Annotated in this window: 20 protein-coding genes; 6 read left to right on the top strand and 14 right to left on the bottom strand. The window is 42.5% G+C overall.

Translation table 11 applies throughout. The annotated features are described in order from the left end of the window. Positions 1-3: 3 nt before the first annotated feature. Positions 4-717, bottom strand: coding sequence for a DUF4369 domain-containing protein (locus tag QYT14_RS03760; RefSeq protein WP_237038430.1), 714 nt, complete (start codon positions 715-717; stop codon positions 4-6). A gap of 195 nt (positions 718-912) precedes the next feature. Here QYT14_RS03760 and QYT14_RS03755 point away from each other — a divergent pair, with 195 nt between their 5' ends. After that, a complete protein-coding gene (locus QYT14_RS03755) occupies positions 913-3078 on the top strand; it encodes a S46 family peptidase (protein ID WP_288325166.1) in 2166 nt (721 codons plus the stop codon). Beyond that, entirely contained in the window at positions 3078-5264 is a 2187-nt protein-coding gene (locus QYT14_RS03750) for a S46 family peptidase (RefSeq protein ID WP_237038300.1), read from the top strand. Before QYT14_RS03755 ends, QYT14_RS03750 begins: the two co-directional genes overlap by 1 nt. A gap of 468 nt (positions 5265-5732) precedes the next feature. On the opposite strand, the gene QYT14_RS03745 is transcribed toward QYT14_RS03750, so the two are convergent. Genes QYT14_RS03745 through QYT14_RS03730 form a run of 4 tightly spaced genes read right to left on the bottom strand, consistent with a single transcriptional unit; the run spans position 5733 to position 7626 of the window. After that, positions 5733-6050, bottom strand: coding sequence for a hypothetical protein (locus tag QYT14_RS03745; protein ID WP_288325218.1), 318 nt, complete (start codon positions 6048-6050; stop codon positions 5733-5735). Positions 6051-6092: 42 nt separating this feature from the next. Further along, positions 6093-6539, bottom strand: coding sequence for a hypothetical protein (locus QYT14_RS03740; RefSeq protein ID WP_237038301.1), 447 nt, complete (start codon positions 6537-6539; stop codon positions 6093-6095). Further along, positions 6536-7333: a HipA family kinase gene (locus QYT14_RS03735; protein ID WP_288325167.1), complete on the bottom strand. Its 798-nt coding sequence runs from the start codon at positions 7331-7333 to the stop codon at positions 6536-6538. Before QYT14_RS03735 ends, QYT14_RS03740 begins: the two co-directional genes overlap by 4 nt. Continuing rightward, the gene (locus tag QYT14_RS03730; protein WP_237038303.1) at positions 7333-7626 is read right to left on the bottom strand and encodes a septum formation initiator family protein; all 294 of its coding nucleotides are present in this window, start codon (positions 7624-7626) and stop codon (positions 7333-7335) included. Before QYT14_RS03730 ends, QYT14_RS03735 begins: the two co-directional genes overlap by 1 nt. Before the next feature lie 119 nt (positions 7627-7745). Here QYT14_RS03730 and QYT14_RS03725 point away from each other — a divergent pair, with 119 nt between their 5' ends. Beyond that, positions 7746-9575, top strand: a complete 1830-nt coding sequence (locus QYT14_RS03725; protein ID WP_288325168.1) for a DNA polymerase III subunit gamma/tau — start codon at positions 7746-7748, stop codon at positions 9573-9575. A gap of 65 nt (positions 9576-9640) precedes the next feature. Here QYT14_RS03725 and queF read toward each other — a convergent pair whose 3' ends face one another. Genes queF through QYT14_RS03710 form a run of 3 tightly spaced genes read right to left on the bottom strand, consistent with a single transcriptional unit; the run spans position 9641 to position 11471 of the window. Further along, on the bottom strand, positions 9641-10096 hold the full coding sequence (queF, locus tag QYT14_RS03720; RefSeq protein WP_237038305.1) for a preQ(1) synthase: 456 nt from the start codon (positions 10094-10096) through the stop codon (positions 9641-9643). Positions 10097-10124: 28 nt separating this feature from the next. Beyond that, complete coding sequence (queC, locus tag QYT14_RS03715) at positions 10125-10781, bottom strand: 7-cyano-7-deazaguanine synthase QueC (RefSeq protein WP_288325171.1); 657 nt, start codon at positions 10779-10781, stop codon at positions 10125-10127. A gap of 3 nt (positions 10782-10784) precedes the next feature. Beyond that, on the bottom strand, positions 10785-11471 hold the full coding sequence (locus tag QYT14_RS03710; protein WP_288325172.1) for a queuosine precursor transporter: 687 nt from the start codon (positions 11469-11471) through the stop codon (positions 10785-10787). A gap of 163 nt (positions 11472-11634) precedes the next feature. Here QYT14_RS03710 and nth point away from each other — a divergent pair, with 163 nt between their 5' ends. Then, the gene (nth, locus tag QYT14_RS03705; RefSeq protein ID WP_237038308.1) at positions 11635-12279 is read left to right on the top strand and encodes an endonuclease III; all 645 of its coding nucleotides are present in this window, start codon (positions 11635-11637) and stop codon (positions 12277-12279) included. On the opposite strand, the gene QYT14_RS03700 is transcribed toward nth, so the two are convergent. The 3 genes from QYT14_RS03700 to QYT14_RS03690 are packed head-to-tail and all read right to left on the bottom strand — an operon-like array spanning position 12276 to position 14952. Next, a complete protein-coding gene (locus tag QYT14_RS03700; protein WP_288325173.1) occupies positions 12276-13055 on the bottom strand; it encodes an MBL fold metallo-hydrolase in 780 nt (259 codons plus the stop codon). The genes nth and QYT14_RS03700 overlap by 4 nt on opposite strands. A gap of 7 nt (positions 13056-13062) precedes the next feature. After that, positions 13063-14076, bottom strand: coding sequence for a UDP-N-acetylmuramate dehydrogenase (murB, locus tag QYT14_RS03695; RefSeq protein WP_288325174.1), 1014 nt, complete (start codon positions 14074-14076; stop codon positions 13063-13065). A 15-nt stretch (positions 14077-14091) separates the two neighbouring features. Next, entirely contained in the window at positions 14092-14952 is an 861-nt protein-coding gene (locus QYT14_RS03690; RefSeq protein WP_237038311.1) for a DUF4348 domain-containing protein, read from the bottom strand. Between the two features lie 111 nt (positions 14953-15063). Between QYT14_RS03690 and pheS the strand changes: the two genes are divergently transcribed. Both pheS and QYT14_RS03680 read left to right on the top strand, forming a co-directional pair. Further along, the gene (gene pheS, locus QYT14_RS03685; protein WP_237038312.1) at positions 15064-16098 is read left to right on the top strand and encodes a phenylalanine--tRNA ligase subunit alpha; all 1035 of its coding nucleotides are present in this window, start codon (positions 15064-15066) and stop codon (positions 16096-16098) included. 83 nt (positions 16099-16181) lie between these two features. Further along, the gene (locus QYT14_RS03680; protein ID WP_288325175.1) at positions 16182-17375 is read left to right on the top strand and encodes an MFS transporter; all 1194 of its coding nucleotides are present in this window, start codon (positions 16182-16184) and stop codon (positions 17373-17375) included. On the opposite strand, the gene QYT14_RS03675 is transcribed toward QYT14_RS03680, so the two are convergent. From QYT14_RS03675 to QYT14_RS03665, 3 genes are all read right to left on the bottom strand, one after another. Next, positions 17372-18520: a hypothetical protein gene (locus QYT14_RS03675; protein WP_288325177.1), complete on the bottom strand. Its 1149-nt coding sequence runs from the start codon at positions 18518-18520 to the stop codon at positions 17372-17374. The two genes, QYT14_RS03680 and QYT14_RS03675, sit on opposite strands and share 4 nt — an antisense overlap. A 91-nt stretch (positions 18521-18611) precedes the next feature. Continuing rightward, entirely contained in the window at positions 18612-19205 is a 594-nt protein-coding gene (locus QYT14_RS03670; protein WP_237038315.1) for an aminotransferase class IV family protein, read from the bottom strand. Continuing rightward, complete coding sequence (locus QYT14_RS03665) at positions 19189-20172, bottom strand: aminodeoxychorismate synthase component I (protein WP_288325178.1); 984 nt, start codon at positions 20170-20172, stop codon at positions 19189-19191. The genes QYT14_RS03670 and QYT14_RS03665 overlap by 17 nt, the downstream gene beginning before the upstream one ends. Position 20173 lies beyond the last annotated feature (1 nt).

Below are 20173 nucleotides of genomic sequence, written 5' to 3'. Positions count from 1 at the left end.
TCTTTAGTCAAGGGGAACGGATTGTGTACTCTTCAGTTTCTCCATATTGGCACGGGCTACTGTGATATACTCCTTTACCATCGGGTTGTTTTTGAAACTATCGGGAGCATCATTGACAATTTCCTCAATCATCGGAGTCATGACCGGATAATCAAAATTGCTGCATATCATGATAAATACCCCCGGTCCCAATACATTATCATAATTCTTTTTAATGAACTGCTTTGCCAAGTCATTCATCTCGGCAGCCAGTTTTTCACGTTCTGTCATAATAACATGGTGAATCTCATCGGGGTCTTTCCCATCCATAATCATGCGGCTTTCCTTACGCTCCAACTCGTAGGCACGATCATCAAGCGAAGTTTTCTTTCCTACAAAATCATAGAGACGGTCATTAAGCGGAGTTCCGCTTACCATGATGCGGGCATTGTCGATGTTAATGGCTATCTTTCCTTTTTCGATAACAAAAGGCATGATATTTATATCATCCATATATAAAGAGGCGATAACGGACGAATCCAAAACTCCTTCCATTTTAAATATCCCATGAATAACCTCGGCAGAATCGACCTTCACCATGCGGTTACCATCGGGAACTTTTATAAACAGCATCTTTCCATCCAACCTCGAAACAGAAGAACTACCTTCTATTTTATATTCGCTAGCACACGAGGTCAAAGCCAATAAAGACACTACGGAGAAAAAAAGTTTATTCATGCTCATCTACACACCCTTTACTATTTTTCGGTGAGCAAAGGTACAATCTATAATCCACTGACAAAAATTTTTTATTAAAATTTAAAACTTAATAGAAGATTATCACTGTGATTGAGTTTTTTGGGTGATACTTGCCGTTTTTTTCCTATTTTTGTAACCGATATAAGTATAAAGAAATAACATTTAGTACACAACATGAAAAGATTTAAACTTTTAATGCTCGCATTAATGTGCGTGGCATTCTTGCCATCGAAGGCAGACGAAGGTATGTGGTTATTGCAACTGATGCAGGAGCAGCACTTGGCAGACCGCATGAAAGCACAGGGGCTGAAACTGGATGCCGACGACATCTACAACCCCAACAAAGTTTCGCTGAAAGATGCAGTAGGTATATTCGGTGGAGGATGCACAGGAGAAATTATTTCTCCCGACGGACTTATCCTGACCAATCATCATTGCGGATATGCTTCTATCCAGCAACACAGTTCAGTAGAACATGACTATCTGACGGATGGCTTCTGGGCAAAGAACCGAAAAGAAGAACTCCCTACTCCGGGATTGAAGTTCAAATTTGTAGAACGTATTGTGGATGTCACAGATAAGATAAATGCAAAGGTTAAAGCCGGAGAAGTGAAAGAGGAAGAAACATTCGGCCAACCTTTCTTATATAAATTCGCCAACGAGGAACTGAAAGCAAGTGACCTGAACGGAAAACCGGGTATCAGTGCACAAGCACTTCCTTTCTATGCCGGAAACAAGTTTTATCTGATTTATTTAAAAACATACAGTGACGTACGCATGGTTGCCGCACCTCCTTCATCTATCGGTAAATTCGGTGGTGAAACCGACAACTGGATGTGGCCCCGCCATACTTGCGACTTCTCTGTATTCCGTATCTATGCAGACGCTAACGGTGAACCGGCCGAATACAACGAGAACAATATCCCTCTCAAGGCAAAGAAACATTTGGCCATTTCATTGAAAGGCATCGAAGAAGGTGACTATGCCATGATTATGGGTTTCCCCGGAAGCACCAGCCGCTATTTGACTCAAAGCGAAGTGAAACAGCGCATGACTGCCAGCAATGAGCCTCGTATCCGCATTCGCGGTACCCGTCAGGATGTGCTGAAAAAAGAAATGGCAGCCAGCGACAAAGTACGCATTCAGTATGCCAGCAAATATGCGGGAAGCAGCAACTACTGGAAGAATTCCATCGGTATGAACAAAGCTATCGTAGACAATAAGGTGCTGGAAACCAAAGCAGCTCAAGAAGCCCGCTTTGCCAAGTTTGCAAAAGACAACAATCAGGCCGACTATGCAAAGGTAGTAGGAGAAATCGATGCCATCATCGAAAAGAGCAATCCTATTCTTTATCAGTTCACTTGCTTCAATGAGATTTTGAGAAGCGGCATTGAGTTCGGTACTCCTTATATTGTGATGGACAGCCTGAAAGTGGCAATAAAGAACAAGGATAAAGCCGGTATCAAAAAATATACCGATATGATGAAGAACGTTTATAAATCCGTTCACAACAAGGATTATGACCATGAAGTAGACCGCAAAGTGGCTAAAGCCCTGTTGCCCCTCTACGCCGAAATGGTAGAGGCGGACGCATTGCCTTCTTTCTATCAAACAATCCGAAATGATTTCAAGGGCAACTATGATGCATATATCGACAATTTATATGATAATTCCATCTTCTCCAATGAAAAGAATTTCAATAAATTCATCAGCAAACCTAATGTAAAAGCTCTTGAGAAAGACCCGATGTATGCCTTTGTCAAATCCAAATATGCACTGGGTAATGAATTGGTTAAGGAATTGTCAACTTCACTCAAAGGATTGGAACTGCTGCACAAAACGTATGTACGCGGTTTATGCGAAATGTATTCTCCCGAACCTAAAGCACCGGATGCCAACTTCACCATTCGCCTGACTTACGGTAACGTGAAATCTTATAATCCGAAAGACGGTATACACTACAAGTATTATACGACATTGAAAGGCGTGATGGAAAAAGAAGACCCCACTAACCCTGAATTCGTAGTTCCAGCCAAGCTGAAAGAGCTCTATACCGCCAAAGACTTCGGACGTTACGCACTGCCTAACGGTGAGATGCCCACTTGTTTCCTCACTACCAATGACATTACAGGTGGCAACTCAGGTTCTCCGGTCATCAACGGCAACGGCGAACTGATTGGTACCGCCTTTGACGGTAACTGGGAATCACTGAGTGGAGATATCAACTTTGACAATAACCTCCAACGCTGTATTGCCGTAGATATCCGCTATGTACTCTTTATTATTGACAAGCTGGGTGGTTGCAGTCACCTGATTGACGAAATGACAATAGTAGAATAATGAAAAAGACAATCATACTATCACTTCTCAGCATCACTACCCTGGCCGGCCATGCCGACGAGGGGATGTGGATGTTGACAGACCTGAAAGAACAAAATGCCGCTACCATGTATGACATGGGACTGGACATCGGCATTGACAAAGTATATTGCCCCGACAGCATCAGCCTGAAAGATGCCGTGGTACACTTCGGCGGAGGCTGCACCGGTGAGATTATTTCATCGGAAGGACTGGTACTGACCAACCACCACTGCGGTTACGGATACATCCAGCAACACAGTTCGGTGGAGCACGACTACCTGACAGACGGATTCTGGGCAATGACCCGCAAGGAGGAATTGCCGTGCGACGGTTTGACCGTCACTTTTATCGACAAGATTCTGGATATTACTCCTTACGTCAAAGAACAGCTGGCAAAAGACAAGGACCCGGAAGGATTGAACTATCTCTCTCCGTCTTATCTCAGCAAAGTAGCCGAACGCTTTGCCAAAAAGGAAAATATAGAAGTCACTCCGTTCACCGCCTTGGAGTTGAAGCCTTTCTATGGAGCAAACCGTTACTATCTTTTTGTAAAGACCATCTACAAAGATGTCCGTATGGTGGGAGCTCCCCCCTCTTCCATCGGTAAGTTTGGAGCCGACACCGACAACTGGATGTGGCCCCGTCACTGCGGTGACTTTTCCATGTTCCGCATATATGCTACTCCCGATGGTAAACCGGCCGAATACAATGAGACTAATGTTCCTCTGAAAGTGAAGAAACACCTCACCATCAATTTAAGTGGCGTAAAAGAAGGCGACTTTACTTTCGTAATGGGTTTCCCCGGACGCAACTGGCGCTATATGATTTCCGACGAAGTGGAAGAACGTATGCAGACAACCAATTTCATGCGTAAAACAGTGCGTACGGTACGCCTCAACAATCTGCTCGAAGAAATGCTGAAAAGTGACAAAGTACGCATCCAGTATGCCAGCAAGTATGCATCTTCGGCCAACTACTGGAAGAATGCCATCGGCATGAACGAAGGACTGATTCACCTCAATGTGCTCGACACCAAGAAACAGCAACAAGAAAAACTTCTGGCATACGGTCGTGAAACAGGAACAGATACTTATCAAAAAGCATTTGATGCCATCCGCGACATTGTAAGCAAACGCCATGACGCTGTTTATCACCAGCAAGCCATCTATGAAGTTTGCAAACTGGGAACGGAATTCTATAAAATCCCTTCCACAGACCAAGTGCTGGAAGCACTGAAACAAGGTTACAAAGTGCCCCACGCTACCAAAGAAATCAATCCGCTGGATTATGCATTGAGCCAGTTGAGCAAGCGGGCCGACAAGTTCTTCAACAAGGATTACAGTCCCGAAGTAGACCGCAAAGTCTCAAAGGCATTATTAAAGACTTATGCCGAACTGATTCCTGCCGAACAGCGAATCAGCATATTCCGGGTGATAGACAAGAAGTTCAAAGGAGATATCGATGCATTTGTAGATGCCTGTTTCGATACTTCTATCTTCCGCAGTCGTGAAGCCTTTGACCAGTTCATAGCTAAACCGGACGCCAAAACCATAGAAAACGACTTAATGGTGCAATATGCCAAGTCTGTAAACGAAGGTTATGAAGATACCGACAAGGCCATGAAAGCGGAAACGGACGCGTACAACCTGGCACACAAGACATGGGTGGAAGGCATGATGAAACTGAAACAGCAGGAAGGTACGCCCATTTATCCCGATGCCAACTCTACATTACGCCTCACTTACGGAAAAATAGGTTCTTACAGCCCGAAGGACGGAGTGGTATACAGCTATTATACGACGCTGAAAGGCGTAATGGAAAAAGAAGACCCGGATAATTTCGAGTTCGTGGTACCGGCAAAACTAAAAGAATTATATAACAACAAGGATTTCGGCCGTTATGCCATGAAGAACGGAGAAATGCCTATCTGTTTTGCCACAGCCACCGACAATACGGGAGGTAACTCCGGTTCACCTGTCTTCAACAGTAAAGGCGAATTAATCGGTACCGGATTCGACCGTAACTACGAAGGTTTGACAGGCGATATTGCCTACAATCCGCAGTTACAACGTGCCGCTTGTGTAGATATCCGATATACTTTGTTTATCATCGACAAGTTTGCAGGTGCAAAACATCTGGTAGACGAAATGACTATCGTGGAATAGCGGCAATTTGTTTTGATTTTGACGCATTCCCTTCACCATCATCTCTAAAAGTTCCCCGACTATCTCCATCAGTTCGGGGAACTTTTTTATATATACCCGGAGCCAAGAAATTATCCCAAACCGATTACCTGCTTTTTTATCTGCAAACAAAAGGAAGGTTAAGCCATTTCCTGCTATTGATTAAGGTCTTTTAAGCGGAAGATTATTACAGACTTCGGCAATGGACCGTACAGTCCACCGTAACAGACCGTACAGTCCACCGCAGCAGACCGTACAGTCCATTGCCGCAGTCTATAAAAGTTTGCCGTATGTGAGGACTTAGCCTAAAGGAAAAAAGGGCTTAATCTGACTAATGCCAGGACTTATCATTCATATTAGTCTTGCATGATGTGTAGAGATGCATCAAAATAGAACAAAACGATATTTTGTTCAAAGGATGAGAAAGTGCTATTAAAGGATGAGAAAGAGCTATTTGTTCTCTTTATCCAATTCCTGCGGAATGCGGAATGCTGTATACAGTTCGAGTACGGCAGCAATGGAAAGACAGACAATCCACTCATTACGGTTCATCGTAAACATCAGTACCCCCGCAAAAACCAATGCAATGGCACCAAAGATTTGCTGCTTCCGCAATCGCTTGATGATAAAGTTACTGCCATCATACCGATTCCCCATCACCTGCACATAACCGAACATCACCGCACCCAATGTATACAGATAAGGGGCAAAGTCCCAACGAGTTATTTGCAATACAGCACCAACCAGCAACAGTCCGGCGCCTGCCATAGATATTATATTATAAAGATTCTTCATTATTCTGAATACAGGTTACTGCATTAATAAATTACTAATTTGATTATATTCGTTGCCATCCCTAAAAGAAAGAAGTACTTTTGTATAATTTTTCAACATATCAATAGATTTACCATGTTCAATATTAGATATGATAACAGGTTCGTCAAAACGTAGTACTGTAGCATCTTCAAGCAAAACGTATTTCTTCAAAAATATTTTCAACTCCACGTCTACAGATGTTCCCATATAATGCTTAATACGCCCTCGCTGTACATTGTCGTTGATATAACTTAAATAGGTAATAAGCATTTGATAATCCATATCGGGGTATAAACTTTTTAATGCTTTTATATTCGGTGAACAATAAAATAACATTTTATCTCCCTCATCCGGAAAATAAAAAACAATACCAATATTGAATGTGTCACTACGCAATAATGAATGACGGTATTGTAACAAGCTATATACTATTCGTCTCATTCTATGGATTTTCTCAATATATTCTTAAACTTTCGCGGTTCTTTTAATACTGCTTGAAAATATTCTTCCAGTAATTCTTTTCTTAAGTTCGTAAAACCGAACTCACTTAATTGCGCAAAGATATCATCATACTTCTTTAATCTTAATGATTGCAGATAAAATTCAAATTCCTCGAAAAAAGTAGCTTTCGACTGCCGGTCTGCCTCCTTCAAAAGTCTATAAAATAAGTGATATTGATATTTGTCATTCCACTTTTCCTCTTGAAAACGGGAGATAGTTTCATTATCTATTTCCAAAGCCATTTCGTGGTCTATTAAAATACCTTTTCCATCCTTTATCAACAAATTGGGCTTTCTCAAAGTTCTATCTCTATTACAAATAAAATAATCAAAAGCGTATAATGTATCAACCTGAATTATTTTTGAAGCTTCTTCTAAAGACATCTGGGGAGCAAACAAAAACGTACCTTCATAATATTCAGTGCCAAACTTTGCCCTTTCGTCCAATAAGTTCAGGATTTCTTCATATTCCTTACCCAAAGACATCCTGAATTCGTCCGTAAATTCTATTATTGCAGGAGTCGGTGACAATAAATCAAAATCTTCTGCAAATAGACATCCCAATATCTCGGCTGTCATCTTATTCCTGGCCTCGATATCAATAGTCCGATATAGTTTCACGACAAAAGGCTTCAACTCTCCTTCAGCATTTACCGAAACCACCCAAGGTTTAGAATGCCCGCCTTCTAATATAATACCATTAAAAGATATTGCCTTATATACAGGTAGTTTCATTATTCAAAAACGTAAACATCCTCATTTGGTTTCTTCATCAGATACTTCTCACGGGCTATTTTCTCCAAAGCCTCGGGATTGCTGGTCAACTCTTTCAGCTTCTCGGTATCCTCTTCATATTGCTTTCTGTATTTTTCGATTTCACTGTTCAGCGCACTGATTTCATTGCGATGCTGCACACGCTGAATCAGACTGTTTTCATCCAAGAAACCGATAACCACAATAAATATCAGCACCGTAATCATATACTTATGGTGCCGGATGTAGTTCCAAATAGTCAGCAATTTACTCATAACGAACGTTCTTTTTTCTCCTTTGTGCAAAGATAGAAATATTTCAGGCAACCATACATAAAAACACCGATAATTTATGTACTTTTGCAGAACTCATATTTAGTAAAGGAACTCCGCTTATGGAAAATTATATCGTATCGGCACGAAAATATCGTCCCGTTACATTCGAATCGGTTGTGGGCCAACGTGCTTTGACCACTACCCTGAAAAATGCGATTGCTACCGGCAAGCTGGCACATGCCTACCTATTCTGCGGACCACGCGGTGTGGGGAAGACAACGTGTGCACGTATCTTCGCCAAAACCATCAACTGCCTGTCTCCTACCGCTGACGGAGAGGCGTGCAACCAGTGTGAATCGTGCCTTGCCTTTAATGAGCAACGCTCCTATAACATTCATGAGTTGGATGCTGCCAGCAATAACTCGGTGGAAGATATCCGTTCGTTGATAGAGCAAGTACGCATCCCGCCACAGATTGGCAAATACAAAGTATATATCATTGACGAGGTGCACATGCTGTCCCAAGCTGCCTTCAATGCTTTTCTGAAGACCCTGGAAGAGCCTCCTCATCATGCCATCTTTATCCTTGCCACTACCGAAAAGCATAAGATATTGCCTACCATCCTGAGCCGTTGCCAGATTTATGATTTCAACCGTATCGGAATTAAAGATACCACAGAGCATCTGCAATATGTAGCAAAACAGGAACATATCAATGCCGAGCCCGAAGCGCTGACCGTCATTGCCCAAAAAGCAGACGGAGGTATGCGTGATGCACTCTCCATCTTTGACCAGGTGGTGAGCTTTACAGGGGGAAACATCACTTATAAAAGTGTCATCGAGAACCTGAACGTGCTGGATTATGAATACTACTTTACATTGACGGATTTATTGCTCGAAAACAAGGTACCCGAAGCAATGCTGCTCTTCAATGATGTACTGAAAAAAGGATTCGACGGCAACCACTTTATTACGGGGCTCTCTTCGCATTTCCGCGATTTATTGGTGAGTAAGGATGACTCAACCCTGCAATTACTGGAAGTAGGGGCAAGCATACGCGAGCGTTATCAGGCACAAGCCCGGAAATGTGACGCCAAGTTCCTGTATCGGGCCATGAAACTGTGCAACGACTGTGATTTAAGTTATCGCGCCAGCAAGAACAAACGTCTGCTGGTAGAGCTGACAGTGATACAATGTGCACAACTGACCTTACCCGACGCTGACGATTTGGTTGGTGGGCGCAGCCCTAAGAAGAATCAACTCAAACCCATATTTACGCAGCAAGCAACTTCTGAAGTTACTACGCAATCACAGCCTCAGGCTCCGGTTGCCGCTGCACAGACCGGTGTTGCTCCGGCTGCTTCATCGTCGACTGCACCACAGGGTGCGGCCGGTTCTGTGAATGCAGGCCGTCCAAGTCCGCTGCCCCAAGCCAGAGAAGAGAAAAAGATTCCGGTGTTTAAGGCGGGTACGCTGAGTATGTCCATACGTCGTCCCCTGCATGAACAAACAGCAGAGAAAACAAATGAAAAAACAACTGCTGCCATCCATGCAACCGCTGCCTCAAGTGCTGCCCCTTACGAGGATTATATCTTTAACGAAAAGGATTTGAACTATTATTGGCGTGAATTTGCAGCTAATCTGCCGATTGAAGAAAAAGCGAACTCGGCACGCATGATGAACATGAATCCGAAGCTGCTGAATGATACCACTTTCGAAGTATTGGTAGACAATGAGATGGTAGAAAAATATATGATGCAGTTAGTTCAGGCTATTCAAAACCATTTGCGCGAACGTCTCCATAACCGAAAGATAACGATGACAGTCCGGGTAAGCGCTCCGACTGAAAATATACGTGCTTACAGTCATGTAGAACGTTTCCAGATGATGAGTAAAAAGAATCCCAACCTGCTGAAATTAAAAGAAGCGTTGGGACTGGAATTATCATAAGATATTTTGTTTCCGCCGAAGGGAGTGACCTCTAAGCACACCCCCTATCGGTGGAAGCCTATCGCCTATAAATCGTGATTACGCAAACGGTATTGCGCCAACTCTTCATACTTAGTTCCCGGACGTCCGTAATTGCAATACGGATAAATAGAGATGCCGCCACGCGGAGTAAAGATGCCGGTCACTTCGATATACTTAGGATTCATCAACTTAATCAAGTCCTTCATAATGATATTTACACAATCTTCATGAAAATCACCGTGATTACGAAAGCTGAACAGATAAAGTTTCAGGCTCTTGCTTTCTACCATCTTCATGTCGGGCAGATAAGAAATACGAATCTCAGCAAAATCCGGTTGTCCGGTGATGGGGCAAAGACTGGTAAATTCGGGACAATTGAAACGCACCCAATAATCATTTCCGGGATGCTTGTTTACAAAAGATTCCAGTACCTCAGGAGCATAATCCTGCTTGTATTCCGTCTTCTTCCCTAATATTGTCAATTCATCTTTTCTTTCCATATAGTTATTATTTTTTAGTTTCAAGAAATCACTTCTTACTTGCCAGGTATTTTTCCAAACCTTCACGGCGAAGCTTGCATGCCGGACAATGTCCGCATCCATCCCCCTGAATGCCATTATAACAAGTTAATGTTTCCCGGCGAATCAAATCAAGAACTCCCAATTCATCCGCCAGTGCCCATGTTTCCGCCTTATCAATCCACATCAGCGGAGTATGAAGAACGAATTGCTCATCCATGGCAAGATTGAGCGTGACATTCAATGACTTGATAAAAGCATCCCGACAATCGGGATAACCGCTGAAATCAGTCTGAGACACACCGGTCACAATATGATTGATGCCATGTTCGCGAGCATAAACGGCTGCGATGCTCAAAAAGAACAGGTTACGCCCCGGAACAAACGTATTTGGGAAACTATCGGCCGGTTTCTCCTTATCCATTGCAATACTGGTATCCGTCAATGAATTCTTACCCAAATGGCCGATAAAAGAAACATCCATCGCTTCAAACTCTACTCCTGCCCCGGCAGCTATGGAACGTGCCAGTTCTACCTCTTTCACATGTTTTTGTCCATAGACAAAACTCAACGCATATACTTTTCTAAAATGTTTCTTTGCCCAAAACAGACAAGTAGTCGAGTCCTGCCCACCGCTGAACACAACCAATGCATCACTCCTATTCATATATTACAGTTCTTTGATTTTTAATACGTTGTAGGAAATATTCTCGTCATAAACATCACTTCCGTCCACCTTCTTTATATAATTCACCACACGGATGGTAACAGGGAGGATAATGATTTCATAAAGTGTTTTTAAAAGAGCTTGCAGAATCATCATTTTAATCAACTCACTCACCGGCATCAGTCCCCCGAAAGCAATCGGAAAGAAAATCAGCGAATCGGCACTTTCACCCACCAATGTAGAAGTGATGGCGCGAAGTGAAAAATTCTTGCCTCCCGAAGCCAGCTTCATCTTGCTCATGACATAAGCATTGAGAAAAGAACCAATCAAAAAAGCAGTCAGACTTGCCACAGCAATACGCGGTGCCATGCCGAAAACGAAATTGAAGCCCTCTTCGCCTTCCCAAAACGGTGCCGCAGGCATCATAATCGCCAATTGCCCCAGTGCGACAACCATAAAATTCATGGCAAAGCCCATCCAAATAATCAGCCTTGCCTTACAGAAGCCCCATACTTCGGCTATGCAGTCATTGATGATATAAGAAATAGGAAATACGACAAGCCCGGCAGTAGCAGTAATTTTCCAAATCTGGACTACCTTGGTTTCCAATAAGTTTGCTGCAACAAGACATACACAAAACAGTATGCCAAGCAACATAAAAGATACAGATACAGTGTTATTATTCTTCATTTTTCCTGTTTTTTACGTGGTGTTCTAGAATACACGACCGCTATTCACGGCATCATACGTCTATTGTGAAATTCGGATGCAAAGATACGCACTTTTTTCAGAAACAATATTATCTTTGTAACTAATTTAAATTAAAGACCTCGGGAATAAGTTAAGGACCATCATGAGAAAGAAAGAATTATATGATAAGGTAATAACGTATTTTCAAAATGCAATGCCTGTTGCAGAAACGGAACTGCATTATAACAATCCGTTTGAACTGCTGATAGCGGTCATCCTCAGTGCACAATGCACGGACAAACGCGTAAACATGATTACCCCGCCCCTCTATCGGGATTTCCCTACACCGGAAGCTTTAGCAGCCTCTACTCCGGAAGTCATCTATGAATACATCCGCAGTGTGAGCTATCCCAATAATAAAGCAAAGCATCTGGTGGGCATGGCACAAATGTTGGTCAAAGACTTCCATAGTGAAGTGCCCGGCACACTGGAAGAACTGATTAAGTTGCCGGGAGTAGGAAGAAAAACAGCTAATGTCATTCAAAGCGTAGTATTCAATAAAGCGGCAATGGCAGTAGATACTCATGTGTTTCGAGTAAGCCACCGCATCGGTCTGGTGCCGCAAACTTGTACTACTCCGCTGGCGACCGAAAAATATCTGATGAAATACATCCCGGAAGAAATCGTTCCGACAGCCCACCACTGGCTCATCTTGCACGGCAGGTATGTGTGCATGGCCAGAACTCCCAAATGTGAAGAATGTGGACTAAACGGACTCTGCCAATATTCATTAAAACCGAAAATCTAACCGACAGAAATTACTTCTCCGTCATAAGCAAAATGCACATGAGGGGGAAGCAGTTTCTCAACTTCCGAATGTAGCCCCATGTGATGACTCATGTGAATAAAATAAGTTTCTTTAGCCCCGATGCGCTTTGCATTATCCAATGCCTCCTGCAAATTTTGGTGCGTATTATGAGATTGGGGACGCAAGGCATTCATTACCAGCACATCCAGTCCATCCAGAAGTTCATACTCCGACTCCGGCATGGTCAACATATCTGTAATCCACGCCATGTTGCCAATGCGGTATCCCAAAATAGGAAGTTTGCCATGCATCACACGGATGGGAATAATCTCTATCTCAGTTCCTTCCGAATTACTGACTGTAAAAGGAGAGTCCGGTACAATCTCTTCCAATAGAATGCGAGGCACTCCCGGATATAGATGCTCTGCAAAACAATAAGGAATACGTTGACGCAAACGCTCTGCCGTATATTGTTCCGCATAAACCGGCACATCACGGAAACGGCAAAAAGGGCGTAAATCATCCAAACCACCCACATGGTCATAATGCTCATGACTGATTAATACAGCATCAAGGGCTTTAAAGTCATTCAGGCGTATCATCTGTTCACGGAAATCGGGACCGCAATCCATCAGAATCCGCACTCCTTCCGTTTCTATCAGTCCCGAACAACGCAAACGGTTATCCCGAGCATCATTGCTGGTACAAACCGGACATTTACACCCTATTTCGGGTACTCCCGTAGATGTTCCGCTACCTAATATTGTAATCTTCATATAATAGTTAAATAAAATTCACTTCGGGAGAAATAGTTATCCCGAATTTCAGAAAAACAGACTCTTGTATCTGCCGAGACAAATCCACGATTTCTCTTCCGGTAGCCCCTCCACAATTTACCAATACCAAAGCCTGTTTAGAATGAACACCTGCATTGCCTACTTGTTTACCTTTCCAGCCACAACAATCAATCATCCACGCTGCCGGAATCTTGACTTTATCTTCCCCCATATCATAATGAGGCATCTCAGGATATTCTCTTAGCAATGTCTCGAATTGCAGACGCGGCACAACAGGATTCATAAAAAAACTTCCTGCATTGCCCTGCACTTTTGGATCCGGCAACTTTGCCTCACGTATCGCTATTACTGTATTGCGCACGTTTTCGAGTGTTACCCCGCATCCGCGTTTTTCCAATTCACCTCTCACATTGCCATATTCAAGATTAAAAAGCGGATGTTTTCCAAGACGGTAAGTCACATAAGTAACTATATATTTTCCTTTTAATTCTTTTTTAAATATACTCTCACGATAGGCATAGTGGCATTCAGCATTAGAAAACACACGTTCCCGCCCTGTAGCGACTTCTACCGTTTCTACCGAAACAATCAAATCTTTCGCCTCGGCACCGTATGCACCAATATTTTGCACAGCCGAAGCTCCCACTTCCCCCGGTATCAAAGATAAATTCTCCGCACCGTACCATCCGTGCTGCACGGCAAAAGCTACAAAATCATCCCATATTTCTCCGGCTCCTACCCTGACTTCGACAGTTCTATCATTCTCACTCACCACCTCATAACCATGAATGGCCGAATGTAAAACAGCCCCTTCATAATCTGCCGTAAACAACAAATTACTGCCACCGCCAATGTGTAGCCATGAAGATTCTAAATAATCCTTATTTAATAATATAGTCTTCAATTCAGCAACCGAGTCATATTCTACAAACACAGACGCTTTTACATCCATGCCGAAAGTATTATGCGGCAACAGTGAATAGTCCTTTATTTCTCTCATCCGTCATTAATTGGGTTAATCGCTTAAATCCTCAAACTGCACTAACTTCCACAGTCCATTGCGCCGTTCAAAGTAAAGCGTATTGTTAAATCCATTACCGAATCCTTTTATCTCGATTACCTTTGTATTCGATTTAGGATTCTCGTTTTGTCCATAATTTACATTTGTCAAAAACTCACGGGGAAGCACCGGTTGGAAAGCAAACCACTGTCCCGTTTCAAGAGTCGTTTCTATTATCTGAAATTCATCGTCCGGATCTACCGTAACAAACTTCAGTGGATGATGAAGGCGTGTTTGCTGAAAAACAGAATCATTGGCAAAACGTTCATAAAACTCATAAAAGTTCTCCTTGGTGTCCTCACTCTTCGGCATATCTGCAAAATCAATGGCTTCCAACTTCCAGAGCCCCTTCAAACGTTCAAAATAATATCGCTTTATCTTGTTCGTCTTCAAATAAATCCACTCAATCTTCACACTGGTAGCAGTAGTATCTTTCTCAGCTTCCATATCCACCGTCTTGTCAAAAAGAACAGTATAAGAGTCTAATTGACTGAACAACAAGTCATGCTCCCAATCTTTCTTTTCGATATGTTCCTTCTTATCCATCGTATAATAAGGCAACGGGAACACGATACGCGACACTTGCAGCTTTTCATCAATCGCAAAATTGTAGATAAAGTCAGCAAAACTTTCATCAGCAGTAGCCGGAACCATCGGTTCTTCTTCTACCACCTCCATCGCCTCTGCCGTATCAGGAACGGCTGTCAACGAATCAATCTCTTCAGTGAGCATCTCGAAGGGGTCTATTTTCTTTTTACCGCCTCCACAGGAGCTGACCAGCATAACCAGACAAACTCCGATAATTAGTTTTCTCATTTTCTATTTTTAGAAAAAATCGATGCAAAAATATCTCTTTTTTTAGTTTTCAGCAAAATATTCGGTTTAATTCGCTAACTTTGCGGTCATTAAAAAAATAAAGAAGAAAGTATGTTAGCTAAAATAGAACAATTACTTCAGGAAATTGAAGGCTTACACGCTGCTAATGCAGAGGAATTAGAAGCCCTGCGTATTAAATATCTTAGTAAAAAAGGGGCAATTAATGAGTTGATGGCAGACTTCCGCAATGTACCTGCCGACCAAAAGAAAGAAGTGGGAATGAAGCTGAATGAGCTGAAAAACAAAGCTCAAGAACGTATTACCACGCTGAAAGAAACTTTTGAGACACAAGACAACGGAGCTGCCGAAATGGACCTTACCCGCACGGCATATCCTATTGAATTAGGAACCCGCCATCCGTTAAGCATTGTCAAGAATGAAATTATCGATATTTTCCATCGCCTCGGTTTCAGCATTGCCGATGGACCGGAAATAGAAGATGATTGGCATGTTTTTTCTTCCATGAACTTTGCCGAAGATCATCCGGCTCGCGATATGCAGGATACTTTCTTCGTTGAAGCCAATCCTGAGCATGTACAGGGCAACGTCATTTTACGTACACATACTTCATCTGTACAAAGCCGGGTAATGGAAAGCACCCAGCCACCCATCCGAATTATTTGTCCGGGTCGTGTATATCGTAACGAGGCTATCAGCTATCGTGCACATGCCTTTTTCCATCAGGTAGAAGCTCTCTATATTGACAAGAACGTATCATTTACCGACTTGAAACAAGTATTGCTTCTATTTGCGAAGGAAATGTTCGGTGCCGAAACTCAGATTCGTCTGCGTCCTTCCTACTTCCCCTTTACCGAGCCAAGTGCGGAAATGGATATCAGCTGTAATATCTGCGGCGGAAAAGGATGTCCGTTCTGCAAAGGAACCGGCTGGGTAGAAATTTTGGGTTGCGGTATGGTAGACCCGAATGTATTGGAAGCCAATGGCATTGACAGCAAAGTTTACTCGGGATATGCATTAGGTATGGGTATCGAACGTATCACCAACCTGAAATATCGTGTAAACGACTTGCGTTTGTTCTCTGAAAATGATACACGTTTCTTAAAAGAGTTCGAAGCTGCCAATTAATCAGTCTTTGTTTTGAATTTCATAAAACGATTAATAGACGGAACATTCTTTTGTCTGTTAATCGTTTCTTTATATAATAATGTATGAAAGATAAGCTAGTAACAAAAAACTATATAGAAATTCTCGCAGCCAACTTTCTGCTCTACTTTGGTTTCTATTTATTAATGCCGGTACTGCCGTTTTATCTGGCTGAGGTATTTAACAGCGAAAAAGGAACCATTGGTATTATCCTTTCATGCTACACAATGGCCGCCTTATGTATCCGTCCGTTTTCGGGCTATCTGTTGGATACTTTTGCCAGAAAGCCACTTTATTTATTAGCTTATTTTCTTTTTACGGCTGCCTTTGGCGGATATCTGTTGGCCGGCACACTCACTTTATTCACACTCATCCGCATATTCCACGGCTTCGCTTTTGGAACGGTCACTGTAGCGGGAAATACGGTAGTAATCGATATTATGCCCAGCTCCCGGCGTGGAGAAGGATTGGGATATTATGGAATGATGAACAACACAGCAATGAGTATCGGGCCGATGGTAGGATTATTTCTACATAATGCATACTCTTTTGAAGTGATATTTTGGTGTGCACTCGTCAGTTGTGCTTTGGGACTGGTCATGGCATCACTGGTGAAAACACCTGCTAAAGAACCCGTTAAAAGAGAACCGATATCACTCGACCGATTCATTTTATTAAAGGGTATTCCCGCCGGAATTTGCCTATTGCTATTGTCCGTTCCTTACGGAATGACTTCCAACTATATCGCCATGTATTCGCAACAAATAGGAATTACGGCTGAGACAGGTTTCTTTTTCACATTCATGGCTTTCGGAATGGCTACCAGCCGACTGTTCAGCGGGCGATTGGTCGACCGTGGAAAGATAACACAAGTTATTGAAGCCGGACTTTATTTGGTTTGTTTCTGCTTTTTCGGCCTGAGTGCCTGCGGGTGGTTAATCGACTTCAGCCTACAGTGGACTACCTATTTCTTCTTTTTCATAGCTTTATTACTAGGCATCGGTTTTGGAACCATGTTTCCGGCATTCAATACATTGTTTGTCAATCTGGCTCCCAACAGCCAACGAGGTACGGCTACCAGCACCTATCTTACTTCATGGGATGTAGGGATAGGAGCAGGTATGCTGGTAGGCGGATATATCGCACAAATAGCCACCTTCAAAATAGCTTATTTATTCGGGGCAGTATTAACGGTTGCTTCTTTATTCTATTTTCGGGCAAAAGTAGCTCCGCACTTTCATCAGTATAAGTTACGTTAGTCCTTATACGTCAGCACCATAATATGGGAAAGACGGTCATCTGAAATGGACAGTTGGGTAGACAGAATAAATGAATGAAATAAAGTAGCATTCTCTAAAATAAACGGAGGCAGATAGGGGCGAAAACGCTCAGGATCTTCAGATACCTTATGCATATCGGCCACTAACATGAAAGCAGCATCACGAGAGAGATTGGCCACGCACTCGTCAAACAGTGTCCGACTGCTACCGTCATTTTCTTCTATTGCCTCATCCATATATCCGTTCATCGAATCTTTATTGCCCGAGATAACAATACTGTCTTCCTTGACATCGGGCACAGCCTGCATTTTTGCCATAAATTCGGAAGTACAACTGCAAGTATCGGGCATAAAAGTATCCCCTGTGAGGTATACCACATCACTATTCATGTGAAAATCAAATTCACTCCAACAACGGTTATTATTCTGCAGGAAAGGCATCGAAGGCGTACGACCGTATAATGTGAGGAAATTATGAGATTTCTTTTTCTCAAGAGCCTTCGAGAATACCGCGTCATCACTCAATGCCGTTTCATCCTCCTTGGCATCTATAACTTCTTCTATCAACCGTTTCTGATAGCTCACAACAAAAAATCCCGACTCACTATAAACGGCCAAAAAGTCATTATTGCTCAAAGGATAAATATAAATAGCCTTTCCTCTGTACTTTTCCTTCTTCGGCTGAAAATCGCCCGGAGCACGCTCTTGCAGCATATTGGCAAGCAGCTTTTCATCTCCTGCACCCATGCGGAAATACACAACCTGATCACGCGGAGAACCCGGAGCATGAAAACTCACCAATAAACGACTCATCTGACTGCTCAAACCATGCGCTTTCTGAGTGGTATACTCATTCAATCCTCCAAGAATAAAATTGAATAAGCCGGGAAACTGAAAATCTCCCAGTTCATTACTATAATTAAGTTGTGGAAAATCGTTCAAAAAATAAGTGATGTTATCACTTTCCAAAACACCAATGCTGGTTGAGGGTACCAAGGAGAAGAGATTGAACTCCCGACCTCTATCGGTCATGCTCAATCGTGTAAATCCATAAAAGCCAACTGCTATACAGAACAATACAACAGAAAGCACTACACCTAATTTTGCAACTGTCCGCAATCTCATACCCTACCTATATTTATATTTTTTTTGCAAATATAGCAAATTATTTAAGGGAACAAAAGAAATTCTCAAAAAAATGCCTGCGATTAACAATCTAGTCAGACACATTGGCAACCGGAAACTCTATGGCTCCCCAGCCTATCATTGCATTAAACAATCTGACTGCCGAAAAAGATGACAGTTCTTCCTTTTTTATTTCTTTTTCTTTCAATACGCCTTTATCCAACAATTCCGCCCGCTTGGTTCCCTTCAGCAAAGGATGCAAGGGAGTACACCAGTCATTACCGTCATATAAAGCAATATTAGCAATAGAAGTATCTGTCAATAGCCCATTCTTCACTATCAATATATCATCCTTATCCTGACGAATCTGAAACAAACGATTCAACTCTTCCCTATCCGTACTCTTGAAAGAATAATCTATGGTATCCGAACAGACCATACGCAGAGATCTGACAGGCCGCATCTCATAAAGAGAATAAGATACCTCCGTTATACCCTCTTCCGTATACACCACTCTGCATTTCACACTATTCATATCAGCAGACAATTGCAGATAATTTTCCAACAGCAAGGGTGCGCATTCCGGCCGGAAATACCTACGCACCTCGTTTAACCGCTGATTATGATAAAACAGATTGCAGGCATTTCCTTTCTCTATCCGTATGGTTTCAATAAATCGGCACATATATTTTCTGTATTACTTCATTATATTCACTTTCCAAAGCACTTTTGCTAGTAATGCCCCCACCCGCTTTAAAATAAAGATGTCCGTTCTCCTGTTCTATGAAACGTATCATCACGGCACTATCCAAATTACGGCCGTCGAAATATCCCATTACCCCGGTATAAAAGCCCCGTTCATAGTTTTCGGCTTCAGCAATAATTTCCATTGTTTTCGGCTTTGGAGCACCGGTTATGGAGCCGGCAGGCAAGAGCCTGAAAACAATATCTCCGATATGTGACAAATAATCTTCAGGCAACACCCCGCAAATCTCTGAACTTGTCTGAAGTATCGGCCCCTTATTCGTTTCCAGACAATCACAAAAACGATAACGGGTGACAGTTACCTGTTCCGATACCATACTCAAGTCATTCCGAATTAAATCTACAATAGTCGCATGCTCGGCTGCCTCCTTCCTATCATTCATCAAAAGCCGGCGTGCATCAGGCAATGAAGCGTCGATGGTACCCTTCATGGGAAACGACTTTATCTTTCCTTCCTCAATACGGACAAAAATTTCGGGTGAGAAACAGACCAATGTATCTTTCAGCCACAACTTGTATTTTGCGTCGGAATACCGAAAAATAGCTTCCAGCGTCAAGTTAGTCTCAACCGGAACCTTACAGGTCAGATTGGTGAGATAACTATTGCCGGCCCAAATATTATCCTTCACCACATCAAAGGCGATACGATATTCTTCCAAAGCCGGTGGAGCAACTTCCCATATTAATGTCCCATCATATTCTTCGCACTCCTTTTCTACATTGGTTACCCCATTAAAACTATATCGACAAAAATCTGAATCAACCTCACTGATTTCCTCCACATAGGAATGTTCCTGCCTATAATCTGTGACAAAGAGAAACGGCCTGCCTTTGCCGGCCAAGTCATTCATCCGTTCAATACTTTCTTTTCGGCTATATAGCTGCATC

It is taken from the genome of uncultured Phocaeicola sp. (assembly GCF_948499155.1).
GTDB lineage: Bacteria > Bacteroidota > Bacteroidia > Bacteroidales > Bacteroidaceae > Phocaeicola > Phocaeicola faecalis.
The sequence above is the reverse complement of the archived record's forward strand: the minus strand, read 5'-3'. Positions and strand labels throughout refer to the sequence as shown.